This window comes from Corynebacterium sp. c24Ua_83, assembly GCF_039907245.1.
In the GTDB taxonomy this organism is placed as follows: domain Bacteria; phylum Actinomycetota; class Actinomycetes; order Mycobacteriales; family Mycobacteriaceae; genus Corynebacterium.
In genome coordinates, this window is sequence record NZ_JASBOI010000003.1 from 53,745 (window position 1) to 79,295 (window position 25,551).

Here is a 25,551-nt window from a genome sequence, read left to right on the forward strand (position 1 = left end):
CTATTGGGAACCGATTCCACCAGGCATGCGACTAATGGAGCATGTCTCGCAGAATTATTCGCAGAGTCCACACCCTCGCTGGACTCTTCATCGCACCCCTCATCCTCGTAGCCGCCTTCTCCGGCTTCTTCTATGCACTCGCCCCCACCATCGAAACGTGGGTTTACAAATCTGAGCTGACTGCCACCTCAAGCAGCCCGGCACAGCCGGTTGCCAAGCAGATCGAGGCCGCAAAGCGCATCCACCCCGACCTCGACGTCGCTAAGGTTCAGATCCCCGACGAGGCAGGCAAGACCACCCGAGTGCTCTTCGCCGATCCAACTCTGCCCTCGGAAAGCTACAACCGCGCCGTGTTCGTGGATCCGGGCGACCTGCACATCACCGGAGAGCTAACCCAGTACGGGAGCACTTCTTCCCTACCGTTCCGCGCCTGGCTATCCGAAGGCCACCGCAACCTGTGGCTCGATGAGCCCGGCCGCATCTACTCCGAAACCGCCGCCACGTGGCTTGGCCCCATGGCCGTCACCGGCGTGGCCATGTGGTGGTTTATGCGCAAACAGAAAAACCAGCGCAAGCCCAAGAAAAAGTCCCGCCGACAGGCCATGCAGCGCCACACCCTCATCGGACTAGTGGCCGCACCAGGGCTGATCTTCCTGTGCATCTCCGGACTAACTTGGTCCCACTTCGCAGGCGACAACATCGCAGCTGTCCGCGAGGAACTGAACTGGATGGCACCCGAACCGAACACGAGCATCAGCGGCGAACAGTCTGCGCAAGACAGCGGCTCTGGTCACGAGGGCCAAGGCGAGCACGCAGGGCACGCAGGCCACACGGGCCACGGCAGTACTGCAGAGATCGACATGGCACAGGCCGATACAGCCCTCCAGGTTGGCCGCAACGAGGGACTCACCGGCACCTTGCAGCTGGCTCCCCCGAGCGCGCCCGGCCAGGCCTGGACCGTCAGCGAACCACGCCAGGCGTACAAGATGCACAACGATGCGATCACCGTAAACGGTGAAAACGGCGAAGTTATCGACCGCCTGCCGTTTAGCTCCTGGCCCATCGCAGCCCAGCTGACCAGCTGGATCATCCAGCTACACATGGGAACCCTGTTCGGACTGGTCAGCCAGATCGCACTGGCACTGCTCGCACTGGGCATCGGCGCGCTCGTGGTGTACGGGTACATCATGTGGTGGCGCAGGCGCGGCGGCAAGACCAACGGCGCCCGCGTGGTCCTTCGAGAACTCAGCTGGAAACACTGGGTAGCGCTGGGGATCCTGCTCGGCGGATACAGCATGATCGCTCCCCTGTTCGCTGTTAGTGGCGCGATCCTGTTCGGCATCTCCCTGGCACTCGACTTCCTGGGCGGAAAAAAGACCGGCAGGCCCAACGCGGCGGCTGAGGGCACGCAAGACACCGGATTAGGCGGCGAAAAGAAGGTTCCCGTGACTGCCGAAAGCCATTAAAGAATATTCACATACTCCGATATAATCCACGGTATGAAACATAGCCACCCGCGCTCTCTGGCCCGTACCGTGGCCAAGGGCACCCTCGCGATCCTGCTCTCAGCATCGCTGGCGGGGTGTGTGACCAACGAAGAACTCGGCAACCCGGAAGGCTGGGAGGAAATCCTCCCAGCGAAGAACCCGCAGCTCGCCGCCCTCGTGCCCCCGGACGTCCAGGCCAAGGGAAAAATCACCGTCGGCACCAACCCGCCCTACGCGCCCAACGAGTTTAAAGACTCCGACGGAAACATCATCGGCTTCGAGATGGACCTCATCCGCGCCGCCGGCGCCATGATGGGTCTCGACGTCGAAGTCAGCCAAATGGACTTCAACCTGATCCTGCCGGCCATCAGCGCCGGATCTGTCGACGTCGGAGCCAGCGCCTTCACCGACACCGAAGAGCGGCAGAAAAACTACGACTTCGTCGACTTCTACAGCGCCGGCATCTCCTGGGCCACCCAGCCCGGCAACGAGGACAACATCGACCCCGACAACGCCTGCGGCCTGAAGGTCGCCGTGCAGAAGGGCACCTACTCCGACACGGACGAAGTGCAGGGACGTTCCGACGAATGCGAAGCCCAGGGCAAAGAGCCGATTGAAAAGCTGGTCTACGAAAAGGCCGACGCCGCCGCCACCGCCACCATTCTGAAAAAGGCGAACGCCTACAGCTCCGACTCGCCAGTGATCGACTTCGCCATCGCCCGCTCCGACGGCAAATTGGTGCGGGTTGGCGAACCTTTCGATACCGCCCCGTTCGGTATGGGCGTCAAAAAGAACAACCCGCTTGGAAAAGCGCTGGCCGCAACGATGCAGACCATGATGAACGACGGCACATACGCGGCCATCCTCAAACAATGGGAACTCGAAGACGGCAGGTTAGACGCAGTGATGTTCAACCTCAAGCCCTACCAACTGCCCCACACGCTCGAACCGAAAGAAGGCACCAAGTGAGCAACCCAAACGCCTCCTCCGCAACGCAGCGTAGGCGCCCCACCGAGAACAAAGCGATTCCGCTACGCCACCCCGGCCGCTGGATCGCGGCGGTCATCCTCGCGGCACTCGTGGTGTGGTTCATCATATCCGCCGCCCAAAACGAGGCCTATCACTGGGACACTTACTTCCAGTACCTGCTGGATACCCGCATCGTAAAGGCGGCGATGCACACCATCGCGCTGACGATTCTGGCAATGATCATCGGTGTGGTCATCGGTGCGATCGTCGCGGTTCTGCGCATGTCGCCGAACCCCGTGCTACAGGGTGTGGCGTGGCTGTTCCTGTGGGTCTTCCGCGGCACGCCCGTGTATGTGCAGCTGGTGTTCTGGGGCCTGCTGAGCTCGCTCTACCAGTCCGTGAGCGTGGGCTTCGCCGAAATCGACCTCGAGCAGGTACTGCAGAACGCTTTCATCCTGGCCGTGCTAGGCCTCGGCCTGAACGAAGCCGCCTACATGGCCGAAATCGTCCGCGCCGGCATCCAGGCCGTGCCCGAGGGACAGTCCGAAGCCTCGAAGGCACTGGGCATGACCTGGGGGCAAAACATGCGCCGCACCGTGATGCCGCAGGCCATGCGCATCATCATCCCGCCGACGGGCAACGAGTTCATCTCGCTGCTGAAGACCACCTCGCTGGTCATCGCCGTTCCCTATACCGCTGAGCTTTACGGCCGCGCCACCGACATCTCTAACTCACTGTTCCAGCCCGTTCCGCTGCTGCTTGTTGCCGCCACGTGGTACCTGGTGATCACCAGCATTCTGATGGTCGGGCAGTTCTACGTTGAGCGCTACTTCTCTCGCGGATCGTCGCGCCAGCTCACGCAGCGCCAACTCGCCGCTCTTGCTGACGCCGAAGGCGTGCCCCCGCGCAATATCACCGTCGGGCCGAACGAAAAGAAGGACTAGTAACCACCATGTCTGAAACCAACGCACCGATGATCTCTATCCAGGACGTCTGGAAGCGCTACGGCCGGCTCGACGTTCTGAAAGGCATCGACCTGGAAGTCCCCCGCGGCGGCGTGACCTGCCTGATCGGCCCCTCGGGCTCCGGCAAGTCCACCCTGCTGCGCTGCGTGAACCACCTGGAGAAGGTCACCTCCGGGCGGATTGAAGTAGACGGCGAGCTGATCGGCTACCGCGAAAAGAACGGCAGCCTCTACGAACTGACGCCGAAGCAGGCAGCGGCGCAGCGCGTGGACATCGGCATGGTGTTCCAGCACTTCAACCTGTTCACCCACCGCACCGTGCTGGAGAACATCATCGAAGCGCCCGTGCAGGTGCGCGGCGAAAACAAGGACGAGGCAATCGAGCACGCACGCAAGCTACTGGACCAGGTGGGGCTCGCCCACAAGGCCGACGCCTACCCGGTTCAGCTCTCCGGCGGACAGCAGCAGCGCGTGGCCATCGCCCGCGCACTGGCAATGCGGCCGAAGCTGATGCTCTTCGACGAGCCGACCTCCGCGCTGGACCCCGAGCTGGTCGGCGAAGTGCTGAACGTGATGCGCCACCTGGCCGACGACGGCATGACGATGCTGGTAGTCACCCACGAGATGGGATTCGCCCGCGAAGTCGCCGACGAAGTTGCCTTCATGGACGGCGGCGTGATCGTGGAGCACGGCCCGTCCGCGGAAGTCATTGGAAATCCGCAGCACGAACGCACCCAAGAGTTCCTATCGAGCCTGCTCTAGGGGTGAAAATGAGGGGGCGTCACTAAGAAGGGCGAGGGGTTGTCCGGGGCCGTGTGTAAGGTAAGCGGCGCTCGGACAAGAAGGGGGCAAAAATGGATGCCGACGAGATGCGGCGGATGTGCAACAGAGTCGACGCGGCGTATGCATACAGCGTGATCGACGACCCGACCGTGGCGCGGATACAAGCGCTGCGGAAGGCGGGGACGGCGGATGCGATAGTGTTCTCGCACGCGGCGCAGATACTCGCCGTGATGAACATGCTCGGGCTGGCGGCGCTGAAAGCCGGGGTGATCGGCGTGCGGCACCTCGAGCAAGTGTGGCGCGTGCGCAACGCCTACGCAGCACAGCTGACGGAGCCCGACGAGGCGGGGCAGGCGATCATGGACATGGAACAGTTCAACCGCTACCTGGAAAAACACGCGGTAGACTGCATCAGCGCACGCGAGGAAGGGCCGACGGCGAAGGAACTGGGCGAGTACCTGTGCGAAATGATCGCGCGGGACTTCCCCACCCCATTCGCGGAAGGTGAAAAGGCGGCGGCGGAGGAACGGTCCGCGACCAAGGGATCTGTGACGACGCTGGGCGGGACCGCCGAGCTTTCCCGGTGGACGCTGAACATGCCGAAAGACCAATCGCAGCGCATGTGGGAAGCGGTGACAAAGAAGGCAAAGGCGCTGGCCGGCGAGCTCGACTGCGACCTCGCACAAGCACGGATGGACGTGATCGCGGGGCTGATCAGCGGCGAAGAAACCAACACGGTAGTGCACGTGCACGTCTTTCGATGGGAAGGCGGCCCTGGGTTCATCCCGGGAGTCGGGGCGATCAGCACCGAACAGGCCGACGTGTACGAAAGCTTCGCCAAGCGAGTAGACAGCGTGACGGTGCCGCCAGCCGTGGAACAGTACGCGCCAAGCAGAGAAATGAAAGAATTCCTCGTGGGCCGGGACGGCACCTGCCGCTTCCCCGGATGCGAACACCCCGCGCCGATGTGCGACAAAGACCACATCGTGCCGTACAACCACACGGACCCGGCGGCGGGCGGAGCGACGGATGTGCGAAATATGCAGTGTTTATGTCGCGCCCACCACAACCTGAAAACCAACGGACAGTGGCGGGCAAGCACTAGCGACGGCGGGTGGACAATCAAGTGGGTGAACCACCACGGGGAGCAGTTCACCACCCACGCGAGAGGAGTTATACCGAAGCCACAGTGACGTGCCAAGGCACGCGGGGTGTGCCAGGGTCGTCCTGGACCTGGCGCAGAATCGGCTCGGCGGGTTCCTCCTCGCGAACGGTGAGGAGCTCGGCGAAGTGCATGGCTAGGCCGGAGACGGAGCCGATTTCGTAGCGGACAACGTCGACGGTTAGCTCGGCGCCGGTGGCGGGGTCGTTGCCCTCGTCGGGGCTCTCGCCGAAAAGCTCCACCCAGGTAGTGACCAGTTCGGGGTCTGCAGCTTGCCCGGACTGGAGATTTAGCGTGCCCTCGAACGCTTCGCCGAGGGCAGAGATCATGGAGCGGAAATCCTGCTCGATGGCGGCCAGCTGCTCCTGGTTAGCCAGCAGCCTGAAAATAATCTTTGGCATTCCCCTAGTGTGGCAGCACGCAGCAGCGAACAGCAAGCACGGCGGTGTGCCAGCAGGCCGGCGGAGTGCACGGCGGTGTGATCGATAGACCAGGAAACCTACTAGAATGTGTGCCGTGATTGGTTCCCATGCTTCGCACCCCGCGCCCGTACCACCCCTGACCACCCTGCCGGACGGAACGATCAAACAGGTCAACCCGTTTTCCGGCACCGAGGTGTGGACCGTACCCGGCCGCGGCAACCGCCCCATCGCCGAACACCGTCCAGAGGTGCGCACCGTCGGCGACCGCGATTCTGCCACCGCATTCGGCCTGAACCGCAAGCTGGACACCCCGCCGGAGAAGTCCCGCCTGGTACTCGACGAGGACGGGCAGGCACACATCCTGCGCGGACTGCCGGTTAGCAAGCTGGAGGAAACCGAACCGCTGTTCCGCCGCGTGGCGAACCTCTTCGAGATCCTGACCTACGACTACTGGCTCTTGAACTACGGCTACCGAATGAACCCAGCAGCCGCTAAGCACATGACCGACTACCTGGCCGAGGAAGCCGGCCAGGATCACGTCGAGCAGATCCTGCGCGACAAGTGGTCCGCCGGTGGCACCACGCAAGAGGAACTCGACGAGCTCTTCTCCCCCGAAAGTCGCATGCAAACCCTCTACGAGAAGAGCGCCGGGCTCTTCGCCGGCGGTCACGACGTGATCATCGCCCGCGACCACTACGTCCCCGGCGCAGACACCACCGACCAGTTGGCCTCTAGCGGCACCCTCGGCTGGGAGAACCACCGCCACTTCATCGCCTTCACCGTAGACGGCATGGATCGCCTCTACCGCGCGAACCGCTACGTCCGCTACGTCGCCGCGTTCCAGAACTGGCTCGCCCCGGCTGGAGCAAGCTTCGAACACCTCCACAAGCAGCTCGTTGCCATCGACGAGCACGGCCTGCAGAACGAACTCGAGATCGCCCAGGTCCGCGCGAACCCGAACATGTACAACGAGTGGGCCGTCGACTACGCCGCCCGCCACAACCTCGTCATCGCCGAGAACGACCACGCCATTGCGTTTGCTGGTTTTGGGCACCGCTGGCCGACCCTCGAGGTTTTCTCCAAGTCCGCCACGACCGAACCTTGGCTGATGTCTGACGCCGAACGCGATGCCGTCTCGGATTTGGTTCACGCCTGCCACGTCGCCGCCGGGCCGCACATCTCCTGCAATGAAGAGTGGCTGCACCGTCCCCTCGACGTTGACGTCCCGATGCCCTGGCGCATCGTCATCAAGTGGCGCGTGTCCACCATGGCCGGTTTCGAAGGTGGCACGAAGATTTTCATCAACACCATTTCCCCGGCGGACCTCCGGGAGCGCGTGCTCAATGCCCTGGTTAAGGCTCAGGAGGAAGGCCAGCTGGCCCCGGGCATCCGCCTCGGCGACGACTGCGCCACCCGCCCCAACATGCTGAAGTACAACCCGGCCATCCGCTAATCCGCTAATCCGCTAATCCACTAGAAAGGACAAGTCTCGCAATGCGCAACGCGAATATTGCAGAGTTCATCGCAAACCACGGTGTGGATCTGAGCTGGCAGGATAGCTTCTACCAGTGGATGCACGAGAACCCCGAGTTGTCGCTGCAGGAGGAGCAAACCGCCAAGCACATTACCGCGCGGCTGGCGCAAATGGACTGCGAGGTGACCACGGGGATCGGGGGTTATGGCGTCACCGCCGTGTTCCGTAACCCGAGCAACGAGGCAACCAGCGCAGACGAGCCAACCGTCCTCATGCGCGCAGATTTTGATGCCCTCCCGGTGCAGGAAGCGACAGGTCTGCCCTATGCCTCCAAAAACGACGGGGTGATGCATGCGTGCGGCCACGACATGCACGCCGCGGCACTCATGGGCCTGTGCGCGGTTCTCGACGAACGTCGCGATGCCTGGCACGGCACCTTCATTGCGCTGTTCCAGCCTGCGGAGGAGGTCACCGCCGGCGCCAGCAACATGATCAACGACGGCCTGGCGGAGAAGATCCCCACCCCCGATGTGTGCCTGGGCCAGCACGTCCTACCCGGCCGCCTCGGCACCGTGATGTCCGCGCCCGGCCCGGTGCTGGCGGCCTGCGACACGATCACCATCAAGCTCTACGGCAAGTCCTCCCACGGTTCGCGCCCGCAGGAATCAATCGACCCGACGTTCCTGGCTGCGATGATCGTCGTTCGCCTACAGGGTATCGTCGGCCGCGAGGTTGCCCCGTCGGACTTCGCCGTCATTACTGTCGGCACACTTTCTTCCGGGCACACTAACAACACCATCCCGGAGGATGCCACGCTGGTGCTGAACTGCCGCTTCTACGACACGGACGTGCGCGACAAGGCCTACGCCGCCATCGAGCGGGTCGTCCGCGCCGAGTGCGATGCCTCCGGCTGCGAGATTCCGCCCGAGTTCGAGTACTCCGCCCACGGCGAGCTCACCGACAATACCCCCAGCACGTTCGAGCACGTACGCCCGGTGTTTGATGCGGTCTTTGGGGAAGATTCTATTGACGCCGAACCCTGGACAGCCTCCGAGGACTTCTCGGAGATCCCCCGCCACTTCGACGTGCCCTACCTTTTCTGGACTATCGGCACCACGGATCCGGAGCTGTGGGCTTCCGGGGATCCGGTGCCGGGTAACCACCACGGTGCTTTCGCCCCGCGCATTGAGGCGCTGGGCACCTCCACGGACGCGGCGTTGGCCGCGACGCTAAGTTACCTCTTCCGCTCCTGACCCAGCAGGTGTACCTGGATCATGTTGGTGTTGCCGGAGATTCCGGGCGGGGAGCCGGCGACGACGACCATCATGTCGTCGTACTTGTATTCCGGCATGGCCAGCAGGTGGTGGTCAACGGTGTCCATCATCTCGTCGGTGGACTTCACGTCTTCGATGAGGAACGTCTCCACGGCCCACGTCAGCGCCAACTGAGAGCGCACCGCCTGCGACGGCGTGAACACCAGCAGCGGCAGGTGGGAGCGTAGGCGCGCCACGCGCTTGGCGGTATCGCCGGAGGAGGTGAAGGCCACGAGTGCCTTCGCGTTCAGGCGCTCGCCGATGTCCTTGGCTGCGTAGGAAATCACGCCGCGGCGGGTGCGCGGGCGGTGTGTCAGCGGCGGCACTTCCCCGTCGATCTCCGCTGCGCGCACGATGCGGGCCATCGTCTCCACGGTGGTGATCGGGTGCTTGCCGATGGAGGTCTCGCCGGAGAGCATCACGGCATCCGCACCGTCGAGCACGGCGTTGGCCACGTCGGAGGCTTCGGCGCGCGTCGGGCGGGAGTTCTCGATCATGGAGTCCAGCATCTGCGTTGCCACGATCACCGGCTTGGCGTTTTCGCGGGCAATCTGGATGGCGCGCTTCTGCACCAGCGGTACGTCTTCCAGCGGCACCTCCACGCCCAGGTCACCGCGGGCGACCATGATTGCGTCGAAGGCCAGAATAACCGGCTCCAGCGCGTCGACTGCCTCCGGTTTCTCCAGCTTGGCGATCACCGGCACGCGGCGGCCAACTTCGTCCATGATGTCGCGCACCAGCTCCACGTCGGAGGGGCTGCGCACGAAGGACAGGGCGATGAAGTCCACGCCCAGCTGCAGGGCGAAGCGCAGGTCTTCGGTGTCCTTCTCGCTCAGCGCCGGCACGGAGATGTTCATGCCCGGCAGGGAGACTCCCTTGTTGTTGGAAACCGGGCCGCCTTCGGTGACTTCACACACGACGTCGTTGCCGTCGACTTCCTTGCACACCAGCGCGATCTTGCCGTCGTCGACCAGTAGGCGGTCGCCGGGGCGGGCGTCGCGAGCCAGGCCCTTGTAGGTGGTGGATACGCGGTCGTGCGTGCCCTGCACGTCGTCGACGGTGATGCGTACGGTCTCGCCGGTCGCCCAGACGGTTGCGCCCTCTGCGAAGCGTCCCAGGCGGATCTTCGGGCCTTGCAGGTCGGCGAGGATACCGACGGCCTTGCCGGATTCATCGGTGGCCTGTCGAACCCAGTTGTAGTTTTGCTCGTGGTCTGCGTGCTCGCCGTGGGAAAAGTTGAGGCGCGCAACGTTCATCCCTGCGTCTACGAGCCCGCGAATCTGCTCCTTCGAAGCGACCGCGGGGCCCAGGGTGCAAACAATCTTGGTTCTTCTATTCACGGACTCGAGGATAGCCCCGCAGCGTTGTCCCCGCTACTTCGCTTCTTCTTTTGTGACGCCCTCAGCCTTGCGTTGCTGCACCGTCCACCAGATGAACAGTGCTGTCGCGGCGAGGAACACCACTGCGGAAACGACAACGTTGATGCGCACGTCGCCGAACACGGTGGTGGCGGCGTCTGTGCGCATGTTTTCGATGAAGAAGCGACCGAAGGTGTAGCCCATGACGTAGAGGGTGAACAGTCTGCCCCCGCCAACGCGCCAGTAGCGTTCCGCGACGAGCAGCAGTACGACCACGAGTAGGTTCCAGATCAGCTCGTAGAGGAACGTCGGCTGGACGGTGGCCAGCACTTCCCCGGTGGAATGCCCGGTGATGGGCGCGGAGTAGCCGTTTTCATCTACGCGGCGGTAGATCTCCAGCGCCCAGGGAGCGTCGCTGGGTCCGCCGTAGAGCTCCTGGTTGAACCAGTTTCCGAGTCGGCCGATGGCCTGCGCCAGCGGGACCGTCGGCGCCACGGCCGCGGCGAAGGTGCCCAGCGGCAGGCCCTTGGCCTTGAACAGCAGCCACACGGCCAGGGAGCCCAGGACGACTCCGCCCCAGATCCCCAAACCGCCATTGGTGATGTTGAACACCTGGGTGGGGTCTTTGCCCTCACCGAAATACTTATCGTGATCGGTAATCACGTGGTAAATCCGGGCGCCGATGATGCCCGCGGGCACGGCGACGAGCAGCGCGTCGACGGTGACCTCCGGGTCCCCGCCCAGCTTCGCGTAGCGACGGCGTGTCCAGAAGTAGGCCACGATCACGCCGGTAAGGATGCACAGTGCGTAGGCGCGGATGGGAATGGGGCCTAGATCCCAGACACCCTGCGGTGGCGAGGGAATAGCCGCCGCGATCATGCGCGAACGCCTCGGGCCAGCTCTGCGGCCAGTTCGCCCAGGTTGCCGTCGGCTGCGGCCTGGATCAGCGCGGAGCCGACTATCACGCCGTCGGCGTAAGAGGCGATGTTCGCCGCGTGCTCGCCGGTCTTCACGCCCAGTCCCACTGCCACCGGCAGGTCCGTGGCCTCGCGGACGCGGGCGACCAGCTCCTCAGCGGAACTGGAGACCTCGTCCTGCGCGCCCGTCACCCCCATGTGGGATGCTGCGTAGATGAAGCCGTCGCCGGCGTCAACAGTAAGGGCCATGCGCTCGGGCGTGGTGGAGGGCGCGACGAGATAGACCGGCGATAGGTCATTGGCCTTGCAGGCCTCCGCCCAACGGCCGGCTTCCTCCGGCAGCAGGTCCGGGATGATGGAGCCCAGTCCCCCGGCGGCGGCCAAGTCGGCGGCGAACTTCTCCGGGCCGTACTGCAGCACGGGGTTCCAATAGGACATGATGACGGCCTGGCCACCCGCCTCGGTGACAGCGCGGACGACCTCGAGAGTGTCCTTCACACGGAAACCGTTGTCCAAAGCTTCGTTGGCGGCGGCCTGGATGGTCGGGCCGTCCATCATCGGGTCAGTGAACGGAATACCCACCTCGATCAGGTCGGCGTGCTGGGCTAGCTCGGCGACGAGCTCCTTGGACTTAGCCACCGTGGGGTAGCCGGCCGGGAAGTAGGCCACGAGTGCGGCCCTTCCCTCGGCGCGCGCGTCGGTGAAAACCTTAGAAAGTCGGGAGGTCATGGGTCAGCCGTCCTTCTCGCTCTTCTGGTCCAGCATGTCGAACCACTTCGCGGCCGTGTTGACGTCCTTGTCGCCGCGGCCGGAAATGTTCACAATCAGCGTGGCGCCCGGCTTCTCCGCAGCCACCTTGATGGCGGCGGCGACGGCGTGGGAAGACTCGATGGCGGGAATAATGCCCTCCAGGCGGGTCAGCTGCTTGAAGGCGTCCATGGCCTCGGAGTCGGTGATCGGCAGGTAGCGGGCGCGCCCCTCCGCGTGCAGCTTAGAGTGCTCCGGTCCCACACCCGGGTAGTCCAACCCGGCGGAGATGGAGTGAGATTCGATGATCTGCCCGTCCTCGTCCTGCATCAGGTCGGCGAAGGAACCCTGGAACACGCCCTGCAGCCCCAGGTTGATCGGCGCGGCGTGGCGCCCGGTCTCCACACCGTCGCCCGCGGCCTCAGCGCCGACAATGTCCACGCCTTCGTCCTCGATGAACGGGTGGAACAGTCCGATCGCGTTGGAGCCGCCGCCCACGCAGGCCACCACGGCGTCGGGCAGCTTGCCGGTTTCGGCCAGCAGCTGCTGGCGTGCCTCCACGCCGATCACGCACTGCAGGTCGCGCACCATCTGCGGGAACGGGTGCGGGCCGGCGGCGGTGCCGAAGCAGTAGTAGGTGTCGTCGGCGTTGGAAACCCAGAAGCGCATGGCCTCGTTGATCGCGTCCTTCAGGGTGCGGGAGCCGATCTCCACTACCTCCACGTGGGCGCCGAGCAGGCGCATGCGGGCAATGTTGAGGGCCTGACGTTCGGCGTCCACAGCCCCCATGTAGATCCGGCATTCCAGGCCGAGCAGCGCACAGGCCGTCGCCGTGGCCACACCGTGCTGGCCCGCGCCGGTCTCCGCGATCACGCGGGTCTTGCCCATGCGCTTGGCCAGCAGCACCTGCCCCAGCACGTTGTTGATCTTGTGGGAGCCAGTGTGGTTCAGGTCCTCGCGCTTCAGCCACACTTCGGCACCCACGGCCTCGGAGAAGCGGGCCGCGTAGTACAGCGGCGACGGGCGGCCGGTGTAGGTGCGGTGCAGCTCGTCAAGCTGGTCCAGGTAACCCTGGTCCGAGCGGGCCTTCGCCCAGGCGTCGGTGATCTCTTCGATCACTGCCATGAGGGCCTCGGGGACGTAGCGGCCGCCGAAGTCACCCCAGTGTCCGCGCTCGTCGGGCTCGTGGTGGGTGGCGGTCGCCAGGATCTCGCCTACCGTCGGCAGGGCCTTGCCCTGCGCGTCGGCGTTCTTGAAGGTCTTCTCGGTAGTCACAGTTTTATATGCTATCGCTTAGGAATTTTTTTGGGGGCAGGCGGGGTGCTTCCCCGCCGCGGCGAGGTCCCGGCACGCCTGTGCGGGGTTACCTGCGGTGACCAGGCCTTCGCCGACAAGCACTGCGTCCGCGCCCGCTGCGGCATAGGCGTTGAGGTCGCTTTTATTCTTGACGCCCGACTCTGCGATCTTCACCACGTCGTCCGGAAGTGTTGGGGCGATCTTGCTGAACACCTGCGGGTCGACGTCCAGCGTCTTGAGGTTTCGGGCGTTGACGCCAATGACCTTGGCGCCTGCGGCGACAGCACGCTCGGCCTCCTCGGCGGTGTGCACTTCCACCAGGGCGGTCATGCCCAGGGACTCGGTGCGGTCCAGCAGGGATTCCAGGCGCTGCTGCTCGAGGGCTGCGACGATGAGCAGCACAATGTCCGCGCCGTGCGCTCGGGCCTCGTGGATCTGGTACGGGTTCACCGTGAAGTCCTTGCGCAGCAGCGGAATGTTCACCGCGCGGCGCACCGCGTCGAAGTCTTCCAGGGAGCCCTTGAAGCGGCGCTGCTCGGTGAGGCAACTGATAGCGGTGGCCCCGTTGTCCTCGTAGGCCTTCGCCAGCACTTCCGGCTCGGCGATCTCAGCGAGGTCTCCCTTGGAGGGGCTGGCGCGCTTCACCTCGGCGATGAGGCTGACGCCGGGGGCGGCCAGCGCGGCGTGGGCGTCGAGCGCCGGAGGTGCGTCCAGGGACATGGCCTTGATCTCCTTGTATGGGATCCTAGCTTCCCGCTCGGCCTGGTCTTCAAGCACCCCGGCGATGATCTGGTCGAGAACTGTCATGTGTGTCACACCCTTGACCTTATCGCCCCTGCTTGGTGCGGGAGAAATCGGATTCTTCGGTCGGGTCCACCCCCGCATCCAGGGCATCCCACAGCACGCGGGTTGAATCTGGATTCTCCGCGAGGTCCTCTTCCGCGTCCGCGCGGCGCACCTCCGGGGTCTCGTAGCGGCTGTGTCCCTTGGACTGCTGGCCGGGGCGCAGAATCAGGATCGCGCCGCCGACCACACCGATTGCCGCCGCTAAAAGAACCAACACGATGCCCAACGAGTGCACCTCACCGCTGACAACTCGCGCCCACTCGGAAATCTGCACTGGGTCGGATTCCTTCTGCGTGGCCGCGCCACTTCGCAGTAGGCTCTGCGCGCGGGCCAGGTCCACGTCGCTGCTCAGCAACTGCACCGCGCGGAAGCTGGCCGTGGCCGCCAGGGCACCGATAACCACGCCCAGTACCCTGCGGACCATGGGTTGGACGGCCATTGACAGGATCAGCGCGGCCACCATAGCCAGTGCCAGCGGCACCAGCGCGGGATCCCAAACGGATCCCACTAGCTCCTTGGTGGAGGCTCCGGCCTTGTCATCGTCGACGGCCACAGTTACGAACTTCAGGCGGCTCGCGCCCCACAGGCCCGCCGCGCTCAGAACCACGCACAGCAGCGCGATCTGCCGGATGCGCTTGGCCTTCTGGGTTACGTCCCCTTTTATGTCCTCTGCCGTGCTCTTGCTCACTGCTTCTCCCCTGCGTTCTTCATGGTCTCCGCCGCAGCCACCGCCCGCAGCACCGCCGCGGCCTTGTTGCGGGTCTCCAGGTCCTCCGCCTCCGGGTCGGAGTCCGCTACGATTCCGCCGCCAGCTTGGACGTACACAGTGCCGTCCTTGTACAGCCCAGTGCGGATGGCTATGGATTGGTCGGTGTTGCCGGAAAAGTCGAAGTAGCCGACTGTGCCGCCGTACACTCCGCGGCGCGTGTCCTCCAGCGTGTCGATGATCTTCAGCGCCGAGGGCTTCGGCGCGCCCGACAGGGTCCCGGCCGGGAACGTCGCATTGAATGCATCCACCGCCGTCTTCCCCGCGGCCAGCTTGCCGCTGACACCGGATACCAGGTGCATCACCGCCGAGTAGCGCTCCACGTGGCGGAAGTCGTGCACTTCCACCGTGCCGGGTTCGCTGACCCTTCCGAGGTCGTTGCGCCCCAGGTCCACCAGCATCAAGTGTTCGGAGTTTTCCTTCTCGTCGTTGACCAGCTCGCGTTCGAAGGCGAAGTCCTGTTCCACCGTCTCGCCGCGCGGCCTGGATCCCGCGATGGGGAACGTCGTGACATTGCCGTCACGGACCTGCACCAGCGATTCCGGGGAGGAGCCGATGATGTGGAACGCGGTGGCGTCAAAACCCTCGGTAGGCACGTTAACCAGGAACATGTAGGGCGAAGGATTCGATACTCGCAGCATGCGATAGATGTCGATCGGGTCGACGTCGGTCTCCATTTCGAAGCGCTGCGAGAGCACCACCTGGAAAGCATCGCCGGCCTTGATGTGCTCCTTGACCTTGCCGATGCGCTCGCGGTGGTCGTCGTAGGTGCGCTGCCTGCGGTACTTAGGCGTGGGGGTTGCAAAGGTAGTGACGCCCCCTGCCGTGCCCGTGGCCAGCCGTTCCACCATGGTGTCTAGCCGGTCCACGGCCTCGGCGTATGCCTCGTCCACCCGCTCGTCGGAGTTATCCCAGTTGATCACGCTGGCGATCAGCCAGATGGTGCCTTCGTAGTGGTCGACGACGGCCATGTCCTCCACCAGCAGCTGCACCATGTCGGGAATGTTCAGGTCGTCGGTGCAGGTGTCCGGCACGGATTCGATGTAGCGGATCATGTCGTAGCCCATGTAGCCCACCAAGCCGCTGGTCAGCGGTGGTAGTCCCGGCATCGGGGCGGTCTCCAGGTGTGCCAGCGTATTGCGGATCGCATCCAGTGGGTCGGTGCCCTCTGGGATGTCCACCGGCGGCCGGCCGATCCAGCGCGCCGCCCCGCCGTCCACGCTGTCTTTGGCCGTCAGGGCGCAGCGAGCGCCGGTGCCGATGAAGGAGTAGCGATCCCACGACTGGCCGTGCGCCGCCGATTCCAGCAGGAACGTGCCGGGGCGGCCGTCGGCGAGCTTCCGGTAGGCGGACAGGGCGGTCTCTCCGTCGGCGAGGACCTTGCGAACTACGGGCACCACGCGGTGGTTTGCCGCGAGCTCGCGGAAGGTCTCAAGGCTTGTCAGGTCGCCGACGGACTTGCTGGAAGTGTTGTCACCCATGTCTGACATGTTAGGCCAAGCGGTCGGCGTCAAAACAAGTGCGGTCGCCGGTGTGGCAGGCCGCGCCGGTCTGCTCGATCTTCAGCAGCACCGTATCGCCGTCGCAGTCCAGGCGCACCTCTTCGACGCGCTGGGTGTGGCCGCTGGTCTCGCCCTTGATCCAGTAGGACTGGCGTGACCGGGACCAGTAGGTGCCCTTCTTCGTGGCCAGGGTGTGAGCCAGGGCGTGGTCGTTCATCCACGCCATCATCAGCACGTCGCCATTCGTGATGTCCTGGACGATGGCGGGCACCAGGCCGTCTGCGTTAAAGCGGACGCGCTCGGCGATGGCGCGGTCTAGCTCGTAGCTTGCCGGGTCAGTGGCGCTCACAGTCGTACCTCGTAGCCCGCATCGGCCAGGGCCTGCTTGACCTCGCGGATCTCCACCTCACCGAAGTGGAAGATGGAGGCCGCCAGCACGGCGTCCGCGCCTGCCTCCACGGCGGGCGGAAAGTGTTCCGGGGCGCCCGCGCCGCCGGAGGCGATGACGGGGATGGAAACCGCCTTGCGCACGGCCTGCAGCATCTCGATGTCGAAGCCGGCCTTGGTGCCGTCGCCGTCCATGGAGTTCAGCAGGATCTCCCCCACGCCCAGCTCCTCGCCCTTGCGGACCCACTCGATGGCATCCAGCCCGGCGGACTTGGTGCCGCCGTGGGTGGTGACCTCAAAACCGGATGGGTACTTGTCCACCTCCGCGCGGTCCTTCACACGGCGAGCGTCCACGGACAGGACGATGCACTGTGCGCCGAAGCGCTGGGAAAGCTCGCGCAACAGCTCGGGTCGGGCGACTGCCGAGGAATTGACGCTGACCTTGTCGGCGCCGGCGCGCAGCAGGGCGTCCACGTCCTCCTCGCTGCGCACTCCCCCGCCGACGGTCAGCGGGATGAACACCTGGTCGGCGGTGTGGCGCACGACGTCCAGCATGGTGCCGCGGCCGTCCTTGGAGGCGGAGACGTCCAGGAAAGTCAGCTCGTCGGCGCCCAGCGCGTCGTAGCGCTTGGCCAGCTCCACGGGGTCACCAGCGTCGCGCAGGCCCTCGAAGTTCACGCCCTTGACGACGCGGCCGTTATCCACGTCCAGGCACGGGATAACGCGCACGGTAACACTCATCGGATGCCTCCTCGGTCGCGGATCTCCTGGGCGTTGCGGGCGGCGGTGCCAATCGGCACGGCCTGAATGTGCTGCAGGATGGTGGCGTGCACCTCCGGCTCGCCTGCGACCAGGCCGGAAACGCCCGGGCGCCACGGGTTGCCAGCGAAGTCGGTGGCGATGCCACCGTTTTCCTCCACGGCGAGGATGCCGGCAGCGTTGTCCCACAGGTTGGGGCTGAAGGTGACAGTGCCGCCGAACACGCCGGCGGCGGTGAATGCCAGGTCGATGCCCACCGAGCCGGTGACGCGCATGCGCGGGTAGGACTTGCCGATCTCATTGAGCATGTCCTGGCGGTAGGAAATCGGCAGGTTGCCGCGGCGCTGCGACAGGATGGAGCCGAAACTAATCTGCGTCACCCCCGGATCCGACGACGGCATGGCGCGGGCCGGGTGGCCGTCCACCAGCAGCCCCTCGCCTCGGCGGGCGGTGATGCGCTTGCCCAGCAGCGGCATCTCGGTGACGGAGACCATGGTCTGCCCCTGGTGCACCAGGGAAACCAGGATGCAGGCAAAAGGATTTCCCACCGCGTAGTTGGCGGTGCCGTCGATGGGGTCCACCACCCAGAAAGTCTCTGGCAGTTCTTGGTCCCCGGCTTCGAGAGACTTGCGGCGCGGGCCGTCCAGCCCGTCCGCCATCGCGTCGCTGGGGTTCGGCTCGGTGATGTTCTCCCCCGGGATCTCGCCGGGACGCACCGTGCCGAACTCCTCGCCGTGCACGGGCAAGCCGGTGTATTGCGTCAGCAGCGTGCGCAGCTGGCGTTCGACACTCAGGTCCGCCTCGGTGGCGAAGTCGCCGGGGGACTTGATTACCTCCGGCTCCGCGCCGACGGCGGCGGTAAACGTCGTCTCGGCCTCGTCCACCGCCGCCTCGGCGATGGCCAGCAGCGAGCGGGTATCCAGTTCCTCCGGGGACAGTCCGTGGAAGGCTGTCATTAGCTGTCGCTCCCCCTTGTCGTTTCCCGGGCCGCTTCCAGGGCCTCCTCCAAGGTGAACTTGCCCGCGTACAGGGCCTTGCCCACGATCGCGGAGTCCACACCCTCGTGTACCACGGCAGCCAGCGCGCGGATGTCGTCCAGGCTGGAGATGCCGCCGGAGGCCACAACCGGTGCGTCGGTGGCAGCCGCGACCTCACGCAGCAGGTCGATGTTCGGGCCGTTCAGCATGCCGTCGCGGCTGACGTCGGTAACCACCAGGCGGGAAACGCCCTGGGAATCCAGGCGCTCCAGAACCTCCCACAGCTCGCCGCCGTCGGAAGTCCAGCCGCGGCCGCGCAGGCGCCACTCGCCGTCGATCTCGCGGGTGTCCAGGCCGATGGCCACCTTGTCGCCGTAGCGGGAGATGACGGACTCGCACCAGTCCGGATCCTCCAGCGCTGCGGTGCCGATGTTCACGCGGTGGCAGCCGGTGGACAGGGCGCGCTCCAGCGACTCATCGTCGCGGATACCGCCGGATAGCTCCACATTCACGTCCAGCTGGCCGGTGACCTCCTTGAGCAGCTCGAAGTTGCTGCCCCGGCCGAAGGCTGCGTCGAGGTCCACCAGGTGGATCCACTCCGCGCCCGCGTTCTGCCAGGCAAGGGCGGCCTCGATCGGTGCTCCGTAGCTGGTTTCCGTGCCCGCCGCGCCCTGTACTAGGCGGACGGCCTGGCCGTCGGCTACGTCGACGGCGGGAAGCAGGGTCAGGGCACGGGAATTATCAGTAGAAGCCATAGGGAGAATCCTAACGTGTATCGAGGTCGGCGACGATTAAATCAATGAAAACTAGTGCTATTTCTAGAGCTAGAGCGTGTCCACCCAGTTCTGCAGCAGCTTTAGCCCTGCGTCACCAGACTTCTCCGGGTGGAACTGCGTAGCCCACAGCGGACCATTTTCCACGGCGGCGACGAAGCGGCTGCGGCCGTGGCTCGCCCAGTGCACCAGCGGCGGCTCGGTGCGCCCATCGGTCAGTAGCTCCCACTCCTGCACGCCATAGGAGTGGACGAAGTAGAAGCGCTCGGACTCCTTGATACCGGCGAACATCTTCGTCGGCTCGGCTGCGGGCTTGCCTAGCGCGCTGGCCGAGGAGCCATCGCCGACCTCCACGGTGTTCCAGCCCATGTGCGGCAGCACGTCGGCATCCAGCTTCTCCACGGTGCCGGGCCACTCACCCATGCCCTCCATGAAGTTAACGTTTCCTGCGCTGTTATCTTCTGCGCGAGCCTCTTCCGTGCCTTCCACGAACTCCACTCCCCGGTCGAAGAGGATCTGCATGCCCACGCAGATGCTCAGCACCGGGCGCCCGCCCGCCAGTCGCTGGCCGATCAGACGGTCCCCGTACACACTGTGCAGCTGCTGCATGCACGCACTGTAGGCGCCCACGCCCGGCACCAGCAGCCCGTCGGCCCGCTGTACCGTCTCCGGGTCGCGGGTCACCTCAACCTCGGCCCCTGCCTTTTCAACCGCTCGCTGGGCGGAGCGTACGTTTCCGCTGCCGTAGTCCAGGAGGGCGACATGTGGGCGTCGAGAAGAAAGAGAAGAATTCATAACTGGTAATCCTAGCCGGACTTACCCGGGCGCAGTTCACGTCGTCGCACTCGACGCAATGTTTCGCGCACATTGCCGTACTCGGCGACGCGGTGACGCCCCACAATCCGGTCGAGGATAGCCACCACAAAGCCGAACGCGGCGACCACCCCGGCGGTGATGAAGGCCCCCTGGTAGGTCAGCGCACCGGCCACAAAACCCAGCAAGATCGCGCCCACACCGGTGCCCCCGTCGAAGGTCATGTTCCACAGCGCCGACGCCTTGGCGGACTCGACCCTGGGCAGTCGGTCGAAGAGCATCAGCAGCGCCTCGGTCTGGTTGATGCCGAAGCCCGCGCCGAAGAACGCAGCCGACAGCAGCGACCAGAGCAGCAACAACCCGCCCGTGGGGTGTACGGCCAGCATGATGGCCGCAGAGGCCAGGCCCACCATGCACAGAACCAGACCCAGCGCGTTCAGGCGTCCCGGCTCGCCCACGCGGTCGGCGTACCAACCGCTGAACAGGCGGGAGCCGATCTGCATCAAGCCCACCACGCTCAGCGCCAGGCCAGAGATGGTGGCGGCCACTGCCACGTCGATCTCGCCGGCGGCGGGCGCCAGGAACGTGCTGAACCCGGCGAAGCCCACGGCGGCCGCGCCGATGGAAAGCCCTGGCACGGTGGCCAGCTTCCAGATAGCCACGCGGGGCGCCTCCGGAGTGTAGTCCGTCTGCGAGGTTGCATTGTCGGGAATATCGGCGGCCACACCGGGCGAGTTCTCGCGTTCGACCTTCGGCAGCTGCAGCGCAGCCAGGGCTCCCACGGCCGAGTACAACGCCGCGGCCGAGCACACTCCGACCAGGCCGAAGCTGCCGTAGAGCCACATACCCAGCGGGAAGCTAATCAGCTGTGTCACGCCCACCGTCGCGCCGAACACGCCGGAGGATCGACCGACCAGGCGCGGCGGCACCAGCTCCGCGATCAGCGCGGCCTCCGTCACCGTCACCGCACCGAAGCCCACGCCACGCACGGCGGCGATGGCCAGCACCGTCACCGCGGACATGTCGGCCACGTACACCAGCGCCGGGAAGCCCAACAGCAGCGCGGCCCCCAGCATCACGGGCGCATAGCCCACGGCGCGCAGCAGGCGCGGGGTGAAGGCCTGCGTCAGCACAGTGGCGGCCATGAACACGCCCGTGGACAGGCCCGCCACGCTATCGGTTCCGCCCCCATCGATCACGGCCAGGGGGATGACCGGCAGGAGTAGCGCCCAGCCACCGAACGCACAGAAGACCGACACCAGTGTGGCGATCAGGCCGGGGGCCTTCCACACGGAATCGATCTTTTCTAGTTCTTCAATGGTCAGCGCCTTCGGGCGCGCCATTACAGTGTTCCCTTGGTCGACGGAACCCCGCCCACGCGCGGGTCGTCCTCCACGGCGGCGCGCAGCGCGCGGGCCACGGCCTTAAACTCCGCCTCGGTGATGTGGTGCGAGTCGCGGCCGTACAGGCAGCGCACGTGCAGGGCAATGCGCGAGTTCAGCGCCAGGGTCTCAAAGAAGTGCTGGTTGATGACGGTGGCGTAGTGGCCGCCGATCACCGCGCTGAGCATCTGCTCCGGCTCCCCCACGCCCACGTAGTACGGGCGCCCCGATACGTCCACGGCGGCGTGCACCAGCGTTTCATCCATCGGGATGAAAGCATCGCCGAAGCGGCGGATGCCCGCCTTGTCGCCCAGCGCCTGCGCCAGGGCCTGGCCCATCACAATCGCAGTGTCCTCGACGGTGTGGTGTGCGTCGATCTCTACGTCGCCGCGGGCGTGAACCTTCAGGTCAAAGGAACCGTGCGCGCCGAGGGCAGTCAACATGTGGTCGAAGAACGGCACCCCCGTATCGATGTCGGTCTTGCCGGTGCCGTCCAGGTTCCACTCGACCTGGATGTCTGATTCTTTGGTGGCGCGCTGGGCCTTCCCGATGCGCGGGGTGGGGTTCGTGGCCACGGTGGCTTTGCACCTACCTCTCTAGTCTCGTTCTCTAAAAGCTCTTGAAACGTCTGTACTAATGTGTCTAATCGTCCATCATCTTGGCGGCGGCGGCAAGAAACGCATCGTTTTCCTCCGGCAGCCCGATGGTTGCGCGCAGCCAGCCGGCCACGCCGACGTCACGGATCAGCACCTCTTGGTTTAGGAAGCGCTGCCACACCGTGGCCGAATCGCCGACGTGGGCGAAGCCGCCGAAGAACACGAAGTTCGAGTGCGAGTCGATCACGTCGTAGCCCAGCTCGCGCAGGCGGGCAACCACTCGGTCGCGCTCCTGGCGCAGCTTCTCCACCGTCTGCAGCGTGGCTGCGGAGTGCTCCAGAGCCACCTCCGCCGCCGCCTGCGACAGGGTCGCCAGGTGATACGGCAGGCGCACCAGCATCACGGCCTCGATGAACGCCGGGTGGGCCACGAAGTAGCCCAACCGCCCGCCGGCGAAGTCGAAGGCCTTGGACATTGTGCGGGAAACCACCAGCTTCGTCGGGTACTGCTCCAGCAGCCCCACCGCACTCGGTTCGTCGGAGAACTCCGCATAGGCCTCGTCCACGATCACGATGCCGGGAGCTGCCTGCAGGATCCGCTCGATGTCGGCCAACGGTGTGCTGTTGCCCGTGGGGTTGTTGGGCGTCGTAATAAAGATGACGTTCGGCTGGCGCTCGTCGATGGCGGCGAGTGCCTCGTCCACGTCGATGTCGAAGCGGTTCTCGGCGCGGCGCTCGACCGTAACGAACTCCGTCTGCGTGCCTGCGGCCAGGATCGGGTGCATGGAGTAGCTCGGCACAAAGCCCATGGCGCTGCGTCCAGGCCCGCCGAAAGCCTGCAAGAGCTGCTGCAATACCTCGTTGGAACCGTTGGCTGCCCATACCTGTTCTTTAGTGACGCCCACACCCGTCTGCTGGCTCACGTACGCCGCTAGGGCCTCACGCAGCCCCACTGCGTCGCGGTCTGGATAGCGGTTCAGCTGCTTGCCCAGTTCCGCCACGCGGCGGGCGATGCCCTCAACAATCTCCGGCGACGGCGGATAGGGGTTTTCGTTGGTGTTCAGCTGGTTGGCGACGGAAAGCTGCGGGGCTCCGTAGGCGGACTTGCCGCGCAGCTCCTCGCGCAGTGGCAGGTCGGCCAGGGAGATCTGGTTATTCTGCTCGGCCATGGTCTAGCCCTCCGTTCCGTTGGTGTTTGCGGTGTTGGTGCGTGCTGTGTTTGTACGTGCACTGATGGCTTCGCCGTGGGCGGGCAGCCCCTCGGACTTAGACAGGGTGATCACCGTGTCGGCCACGCCCCGCAGGCCTTCCTCGTTGTAGTCGATGACGTGCACGGACTTTAGGAAAATCAGGGTGGACAGCCCCGAGGAGTGCCGCGCCGTGCCGGAGGTCGGCAGCACGTGGTTGGAGCCAGCGGCGTAGTCGCCCAGCGGCACCGGGCTGAAGCGGCCGATGAAGATCGCGCCGGCGTTGGTGATCTGCGCTGCGACCTCGTGGGAATCCTCGGTGTGGATCTCCAGGTGCTCGGCGCCATAGGCGTTCGCCGCGCGGATACCCGCGGCGATGTCGTCCACCAGCACCACGCCGGACTGCTGCCCGCCCAAGGCCTCGGCGACGCGCTCGGAGTTTTCGGTGATGTGATAGCGCTCGTTCATCTCGGCCACCACCTCGTCGGCCAGCTTCTCGCTGTCCGTGATCAGCACGGAGGCCGCCATCGTGTCGTGCTCCGCCTGACTAATCAGGTCGTAGGCGATTTCCACCGCATTGGCACTCTCGTCGGCCAGCACAGCGATCTCGGTCGGGCCCGCCTCGGAGTCGATGCCCACCACAGAGCGGCACAGCCGCTTGGCGGCGGTGACGAAGATGTTGCCCGGGCCGGTCACCATATCCACCGGCTCCAGCTCCTCGCCGCCTTCTGCCGTGGAGCCGTGCGCGAGCAGCGCCACTGCCTGCGCCCCGCCGACGGCCCAGACCTCCTCCACGCCCAGCAGCTTGCAGGCCGCCAACACGGTCGGGTGCGGCCAGCTGCCCTCCTGCGGCGGGGAGGCCACAACGAGGGACTCCACCCCGGCCTCCTGAGCCGGCACGACGTTCATGATCACACTCGACGGGTACACCGCGTTGCCACCCGGCGCGTACAGACCCACGCGCTGGACGGGGATGAACCGCTCGGTCACAATGCCGCCCGGCGCGACCTCCACCTGCTTGTCTTCAGGCCGGATGGCGGAGTGGAATGCACGCACCCGCTTGATGGCCTCTTCGAGTGCAGCGATGACATCGTCGGCCAAAGTCCCCACGGCGGCGTCAATAACCTCAGCAGGAACCCGCACCGAATCCGGGGTCACGCCGTCGAAGCGCTGCCCGATCTCCAGCGCTGCGCGTGCCCCGCCTTCGCGCACCTGGTCGACGATCGGTGCGACGGTGGGGATCACCGAGTCCACGTCCGTTCCCCCGCGCGGCAGCCGATGGCGCAGCTCGGCGGTAGTCGGGGCCTGTCCCCGCAGATCGATCCGGCTAAAGTCCAGCTGGGCGCTAGTCATCGTGTACGCAGCTTCCTTACTGATTAATACTGAATAATTATGTGCGGTTATGTACTCGGCTAAAGTTTACGCCATGGCCCAGACACTCCATTCACTGCTCCGGGACAGCCGCACCGCCGCGCAATCGGGTGCTTCGGCGGCGACGAGTTGGCGCCTGGCCAGCGACTTCGCACGGCAGTACTGGCTGGCCACTCCCGACGAGGTGCCGGACGAGCTGGTGGGCGAGTTCTACAGCATGCGGGCCAGCGCCGCGGATCACCTGGGTTTCGCCGACGAGGCCATCGCCGTCTTGCGGGACCTGCGAGCGTGGGCGCGCAGTAACGACGATCACGCGCTGGCGCTGGAAGCCTTAGCGCTGCTGGCACACCAGTCGCTGACTCTTCAGGAGCGCCCCGCCACCTTGGCCGAGCTGCACTCGCCGCGCGAGATGTTGGCACAGTTGGCGCAGGGCTTCGCGGACTTTCGCCCGGATCCGGATTCCTCCACCCTCGCCGAGGCGCCACACATCACCCACCGCGACCTGCCCAGGTCGATCGCCGCGCGGTTGACCTCGGCCGCCACGACGGGCTTTGCGGTGGCCACGAATCTTTCTGGTTCTTCTGATGACGCCACAGCCTTCGACTTCGCCGACACCTTCGCCCAACTGGTGCGGAGGTTCGGCTCGAAACCCCCGAGCACGGCCGACCGGCAGCTGTGGTTCGCCCAGGAGGCATGGTTCCGCGGGCGGCGCGAGGAGGCCTACGACCGGGTGACGGCGCTGATCGACCGCCTGGAGGAAAACTCCCTGCTGGGCGGCAGCACAGACGCGCAGATAGTTTCCCTCTATGAGGCACACGACATGCTGGCGCACTTCGAGATGTTCCGAGCAACCGAAAGCACCGGCGAGGATTCCTCCCTGGCCGCCGTGGCGGATCATTGGAAGGAGTGCGTGCGCCTGGCCGGGAAGCTGAATGCGGAGGTGATCGCCCTGCAGTGCGCGGGGCTGGCGGCGATGGCGCTACTCGGCGAGGGGCGCGAGGGCGAGGCCTGGGAGCTCGCCAGCGCGGTACTGGCCGCTACGGAGGGCTGTCCCCTATCCCCCGCCATCCTGAACCTGCGCTACACCCTGGCGGAGGCGGCGTTAAACTGCGGGCTTTTTGAGGAGGCTCTGGCGAATGCGCGCCTGGTGGCGGAGTGGTCGGAGTTCAGCGCCGACGACGAGCGCACCATCGGCGGCTACTCAATGGCGTTAGTCGCCGCCACAGAGCTGGGCTACGCGGAGATAGCCGCAGAGCTGGACCAGCGCCGACGCGCGGCGCTGGAGCGCTGGGAATCCTAAA

The 25,551-nt window shown here is 65.4% G+C and carries 25 protein-coding genes; 8 read left to right on the plus strand and 17 right to left on the minus strand.

The features are described from left to right. The first annotated feature begins 41 nt into the window (after positions 1-41). The 5 genes from QKE30_RS03355 (at position 42) to QKE30_RS03375 (ending at position 5,396) form a co-directional block, all read left to right on the plus strand. On the plus strand, positions 42-1,466 hold the full coding sequence (locus tag QKE30_RS03355; protein WP_347934103.1) for a PepSY domain-containing protein: 1,425 nt from the start codon (positions 42-44) through the stop codon (positions 1,464-1,466). A 33-nt stretch (positions 1,467-1,499) separates the two neighbouring features. After that, positions 1,500-2,456 (plus strand): ABC transporter substrate-binding protein, encoded by a 957-nt coding sequence (locus QKE30_RS03360; RefSeq protein WP_347934104.1) that lies wholly within the window; start codon positions 1,500-1,502, stop codon positions 2,454-2,456. Beyond that, positions 2,453-3,400, plus strand: coding sequence for an amino acid ABC transporter permease (locus tag QKE30_RS03365; protein ID WP_035005408.1), 948 nt, complete (start codon positions 2,453-2,455; stop codon positions 3,398-3,400). The genes QKE30_RS03360 and QKE30_RS03365 overlap by 4 nt, the downstream gene beginning before the upstream one ends. Positions 3,401-3,408: 8 nt before the next feature. Beyond that, complete coding sequence (locus QKE30_RS03370) at positions 3,409-4,182, plus strand: amino acid ABC transporter ATP-binding protein (protein WP_347934105.1); 774 nt, start codon at positions 3,409-3,411, stop codon at positions 4,180-4,182. A 92-nt stretch (positions 4,183-4,274) separates the two neighbouring features. Further along, positions 4,275-5,396, plus strand: a complete 1,122-nt coding sequence (locus QKE30_RS03375) for an HNH endonuclease signature motif containing protein (protein ID WP_347934106.1) — start codon at positions 4,275-4,277, stop codon at positions 5,394-5,396. Here QKE30_RS03375 and QKE30_RS03380 read toward each other — a convergent pair. After that, positions 5,377-5,766, minus strand: coding sequence for a hypothetical protein (locus QKE30_RS03380; protein ID WP_347934107.1), 390 nt, complete (start codon positions 5,764-5,766; stop codon positions 5,377-5,379). The two genes, QKE30_RS03375 and QKE30_RS03380, sit on opposite strands and share 20 nt — an antisense overlap. A gap of 106 nt (positions 5,767-5,872) precedes the next feature. On the opposite strand from QKE30_RS03380, the gene QKE30_RS03385 reads away from it, so the two are divergent. Further along, positions 5,873-7,240: a DUF4921 family protein gene (locus tag QKE30_RS03385; RefSeq protein ID WP_347934108.1), complete on the plus strand. Its 1,368-nt coding sequence runs from the start codon at positions 5,873-5,875 to the stop codon at positions 7,238-7,240. 41 nt (positions 7,241-7,281) lie between these two features. Further along, the gene (locus QKE30_RS03390; protein WP_347934109.1) at positions 7,282-8,514 is read left to right on the plus strand and encodes an amidohydrolase; all 1,233 of its coding nucleotides are present in this window, start codon (positions 7,282-7,284) and stop codon (positions 8,512-8,514) included. On the opposite strand, the gene pyk is transcribed toward QKE30_RS03390, so the two are convergent. The 16 genes from pyk to hisD form a co-directional block, all read right to left on the minus strand. Next, positions 8,496-9,914 carry a pyruvate kinase gene (gene pyk, locus QKE30_RS03395; RefSeq protein ID WP_347934110.1) on the minus strand — a complete coding sequence of 473 codons (1,419 nt, stop codon included), beginning with the start codon at positions 9,912-9,914 and terminating at the stop codon, positions 8,496-8,498. The genes QKE30_RS03390 and pyk overlap by 19 nt on opposite strands. A 33-nt stretch (positions 9,915-9,947) precedes the next feature. Continuing rightward, the gene (gene lgt, locus QKE30_RS03400; RefSeq protein ID WP_347934111.1) at positions 9,948-10,811 is read right to left on the minus strand and encodes a prolipoprotein diacylglyceryl transferase; all 864 of its coding nucleotides are present in this window, start codon (positions 10,809-10,811) and stop codon (positions 9,948-9,950) included. Next, on the minus strand, positions 10,808-11,578 hold the full coding sequence (gene trpA, locus QKE30_RS03405; protein WP_347934112.1) for a tryptophan synthase subunit alpha: 771 nt from the start codon (positions 11,576-11,578) through the stop codon (positions 10,808-10,810). Before trpA ends, lgt begins: the two co-directional genes overlap by 4 nt. A gap of 3 nt (positions 11,579-11,581) precedes the next feature. Beyond that, positions 11,582-12,871, minus strand: coding sequence for a tryptophan synthase subunit beta (gene trpB / locus QKE30_RS03410; RefSeq protein WP_347934113.1), 1,290 nt, complete (start codon positions 12,869-12,871; stop codon positions 11,582-11,584). 18 nt (positions 12,872-12,889) lie between these two features. Then, the gene (gene trpC, locus QKE30_RS03415; protein ID WP_347934114.1) at positions 12,890-13,699 is read right to left on the minus strand and encodes an indole-3-glycerol phosphate synthase TrpC; all 810 of its coding nucleotides are present in this window, start codon (positions 13,697-13,699) and stop codon (positions 12,890-12,892) included. A gap of 19 nt (positions 13,700-13,718) precedes the next feature. After that, on the minus strand, positions 13,719-14,426 hold the full coding sequence (locus tag QKE30_RS03420) for a TIGR02234 family membrane protein (protein WP_347934115.1): 708 nt from the start codon (positions 14,424-14,426) through the stop codon (positions 13,719-13,721). Continuing rightward, positions 14,423-15,994 (minus strand): anthranilate synthase component I, encoded by a 1,572-nt coding sequence (locus QKE30_RS03425; protein WP_347934116.1) that lies wholly within the window; start codon positions 15,992-15,994, stop codon positions 14,423-14,425. The genes QKE30_RS03420 and QKE30_RS03425 overlap by 4 nt, the downstream gene beginning before the upstream one ends. Before the next feature lies 1 nt (position 15,995). Next, positions 15,996-16,355 carry a phosphoribosyl-AMP cyclohydrolase gene (gene hisI, locus QKE30_RS03430; protein ID WP_297668196.1) on the minus strand — a complete coding sequence of 120 codons (360 nt, stop codon included), beginning with the start codon at positions 16,353-16,355 and terminating at the stop codon, positions 15,996-15,998. Beyond that, positions 16,352-17,134 (minus strand): imidazole glycerol phosphate synthase subunit HisF, encoded by a 783-nt coding sequence (gene hisF, locus QKE30_RS03435; protein WP_297668194.1) that lies wholly within the window; start codon positions 17,132-17,134, stop codon positions 16,352-16,354. Before hisF ends, hisI begins: the two co-directional genes overlap by 4 nt. Beyond that, positions 17,131-18,108 (minus strand): inositol monophosphatase, encoded by a 978-nt coding sequence (locus QKE30_RS03440; RefSeq protein WP_347934117.1) that lies wholly within the window; start codon positions 18,106-18,108, stop codon positions 17,131-17,133. The genes hisF and QKE30_RS03440 overlap by 4 nt, the downstream gene beginning before the upstream one ends. After that, positions 18,108-18,884 (minus strand): bifunctional 1-(5-phosphoribosyl)-5-((5-phosphoribosylamino)methylideneamino)imidazole-4-carboxamide isomerase/phosphoribosylanthranilate isomerase PriA, encoded by a 777-nt coding sequence (gene priA, locus QKE30_RS03445; protein ID WP_297668191.1) that lies wholly within the window; start codon positions 18,882-18,884, stop codon positions 18,108-18,110. The genes QKE30_RS03440 and priA overlap by 1 nt, the downstream gene beginning before the upstream one ends. Positions 18,885-18,953: 69 nt before the next feature. Beyond that, positions 18,954-19,697 carry an imidazole glycerol phosphate synthase subunit HisH gene (hisH, locus tag QKE30_RS03450; RefSeq protein ID WP_297668189.1) on the minus strand — a complete coding sequence of 248 codons (744 nt, stop codon included), beginning with the start codon at positions 19,695-19,697 and terminating at the stop codon, positions 18,954-18,956. Positions 19,698-19,708: 11 nt separating this feature from the next. Continuing rightward, the gene (locus tag QKE30_RS03455) at positions 19,709-21,058 is read right to left on the minus strand and encodes an MFS transporter (protein ID WP_297668187.1); all 1,350 of its coding nucleotides are present in this window, start codon (positions 21,056-21,058) and stop codon (positions 19,709-19,711) included. Next, positions 21,058-21,672, minus strand: a complete 615-nt coding sequence (gene hisB / locus QKE30_RS03460) for an imidazoleglycerol-phosphate dehydratase HisB (protein WP_297668185.1) — start codon at positions 21,670-21,672, stop codon at positions 21,058-21,060. Before hisB ends, QKE30_RS03455 begins: the two co-directional genes overlap by 1 nt. A gap of 67 nt (positions 21,673-21,739) precedes the next feature. Beyond that, positions 21,740-22,861 (minus strand): histidinol-phosphate transaminase, encoded by a 1,122-nt coding sequence (locus QKE30_RS03465; RefSeq protein ID WP_297668183.1) that lies wholly within the window; start codon positions 22,859-22,861, stop codon positions 21,740-21,742. A gap of 3 nt (positions 22,862-22,864) precedes the next feature. Then, positions 22,865-24,232, minus strand: coding sequence for a histidinol dehydrogenase (gene hisD / locus QKE30_RS03470; protein WP_347934118.1), 1,368 nt, complete (start codon positions 24,230-24,232; stop codon positions 22,865-22,867). Between the two features lie 73 nt (positions 24,233-24,305). On the opposite strand from hisD, the gene QKE30_RS03475 reads away from it, so the two are divergent. Continuing rightward, positions 24,306-25,550, plus strand: coding sequence for a hypothetical protein (locus QKE30_RS03475; RefSeq protein WP_347934119.1), 1,245 nt, complete (start codon positions 24,306-24,308; stop codon positions 25,548-25,550). The last annotated feature ends 1 nt before the right edge of the window (position 25,551 follow it).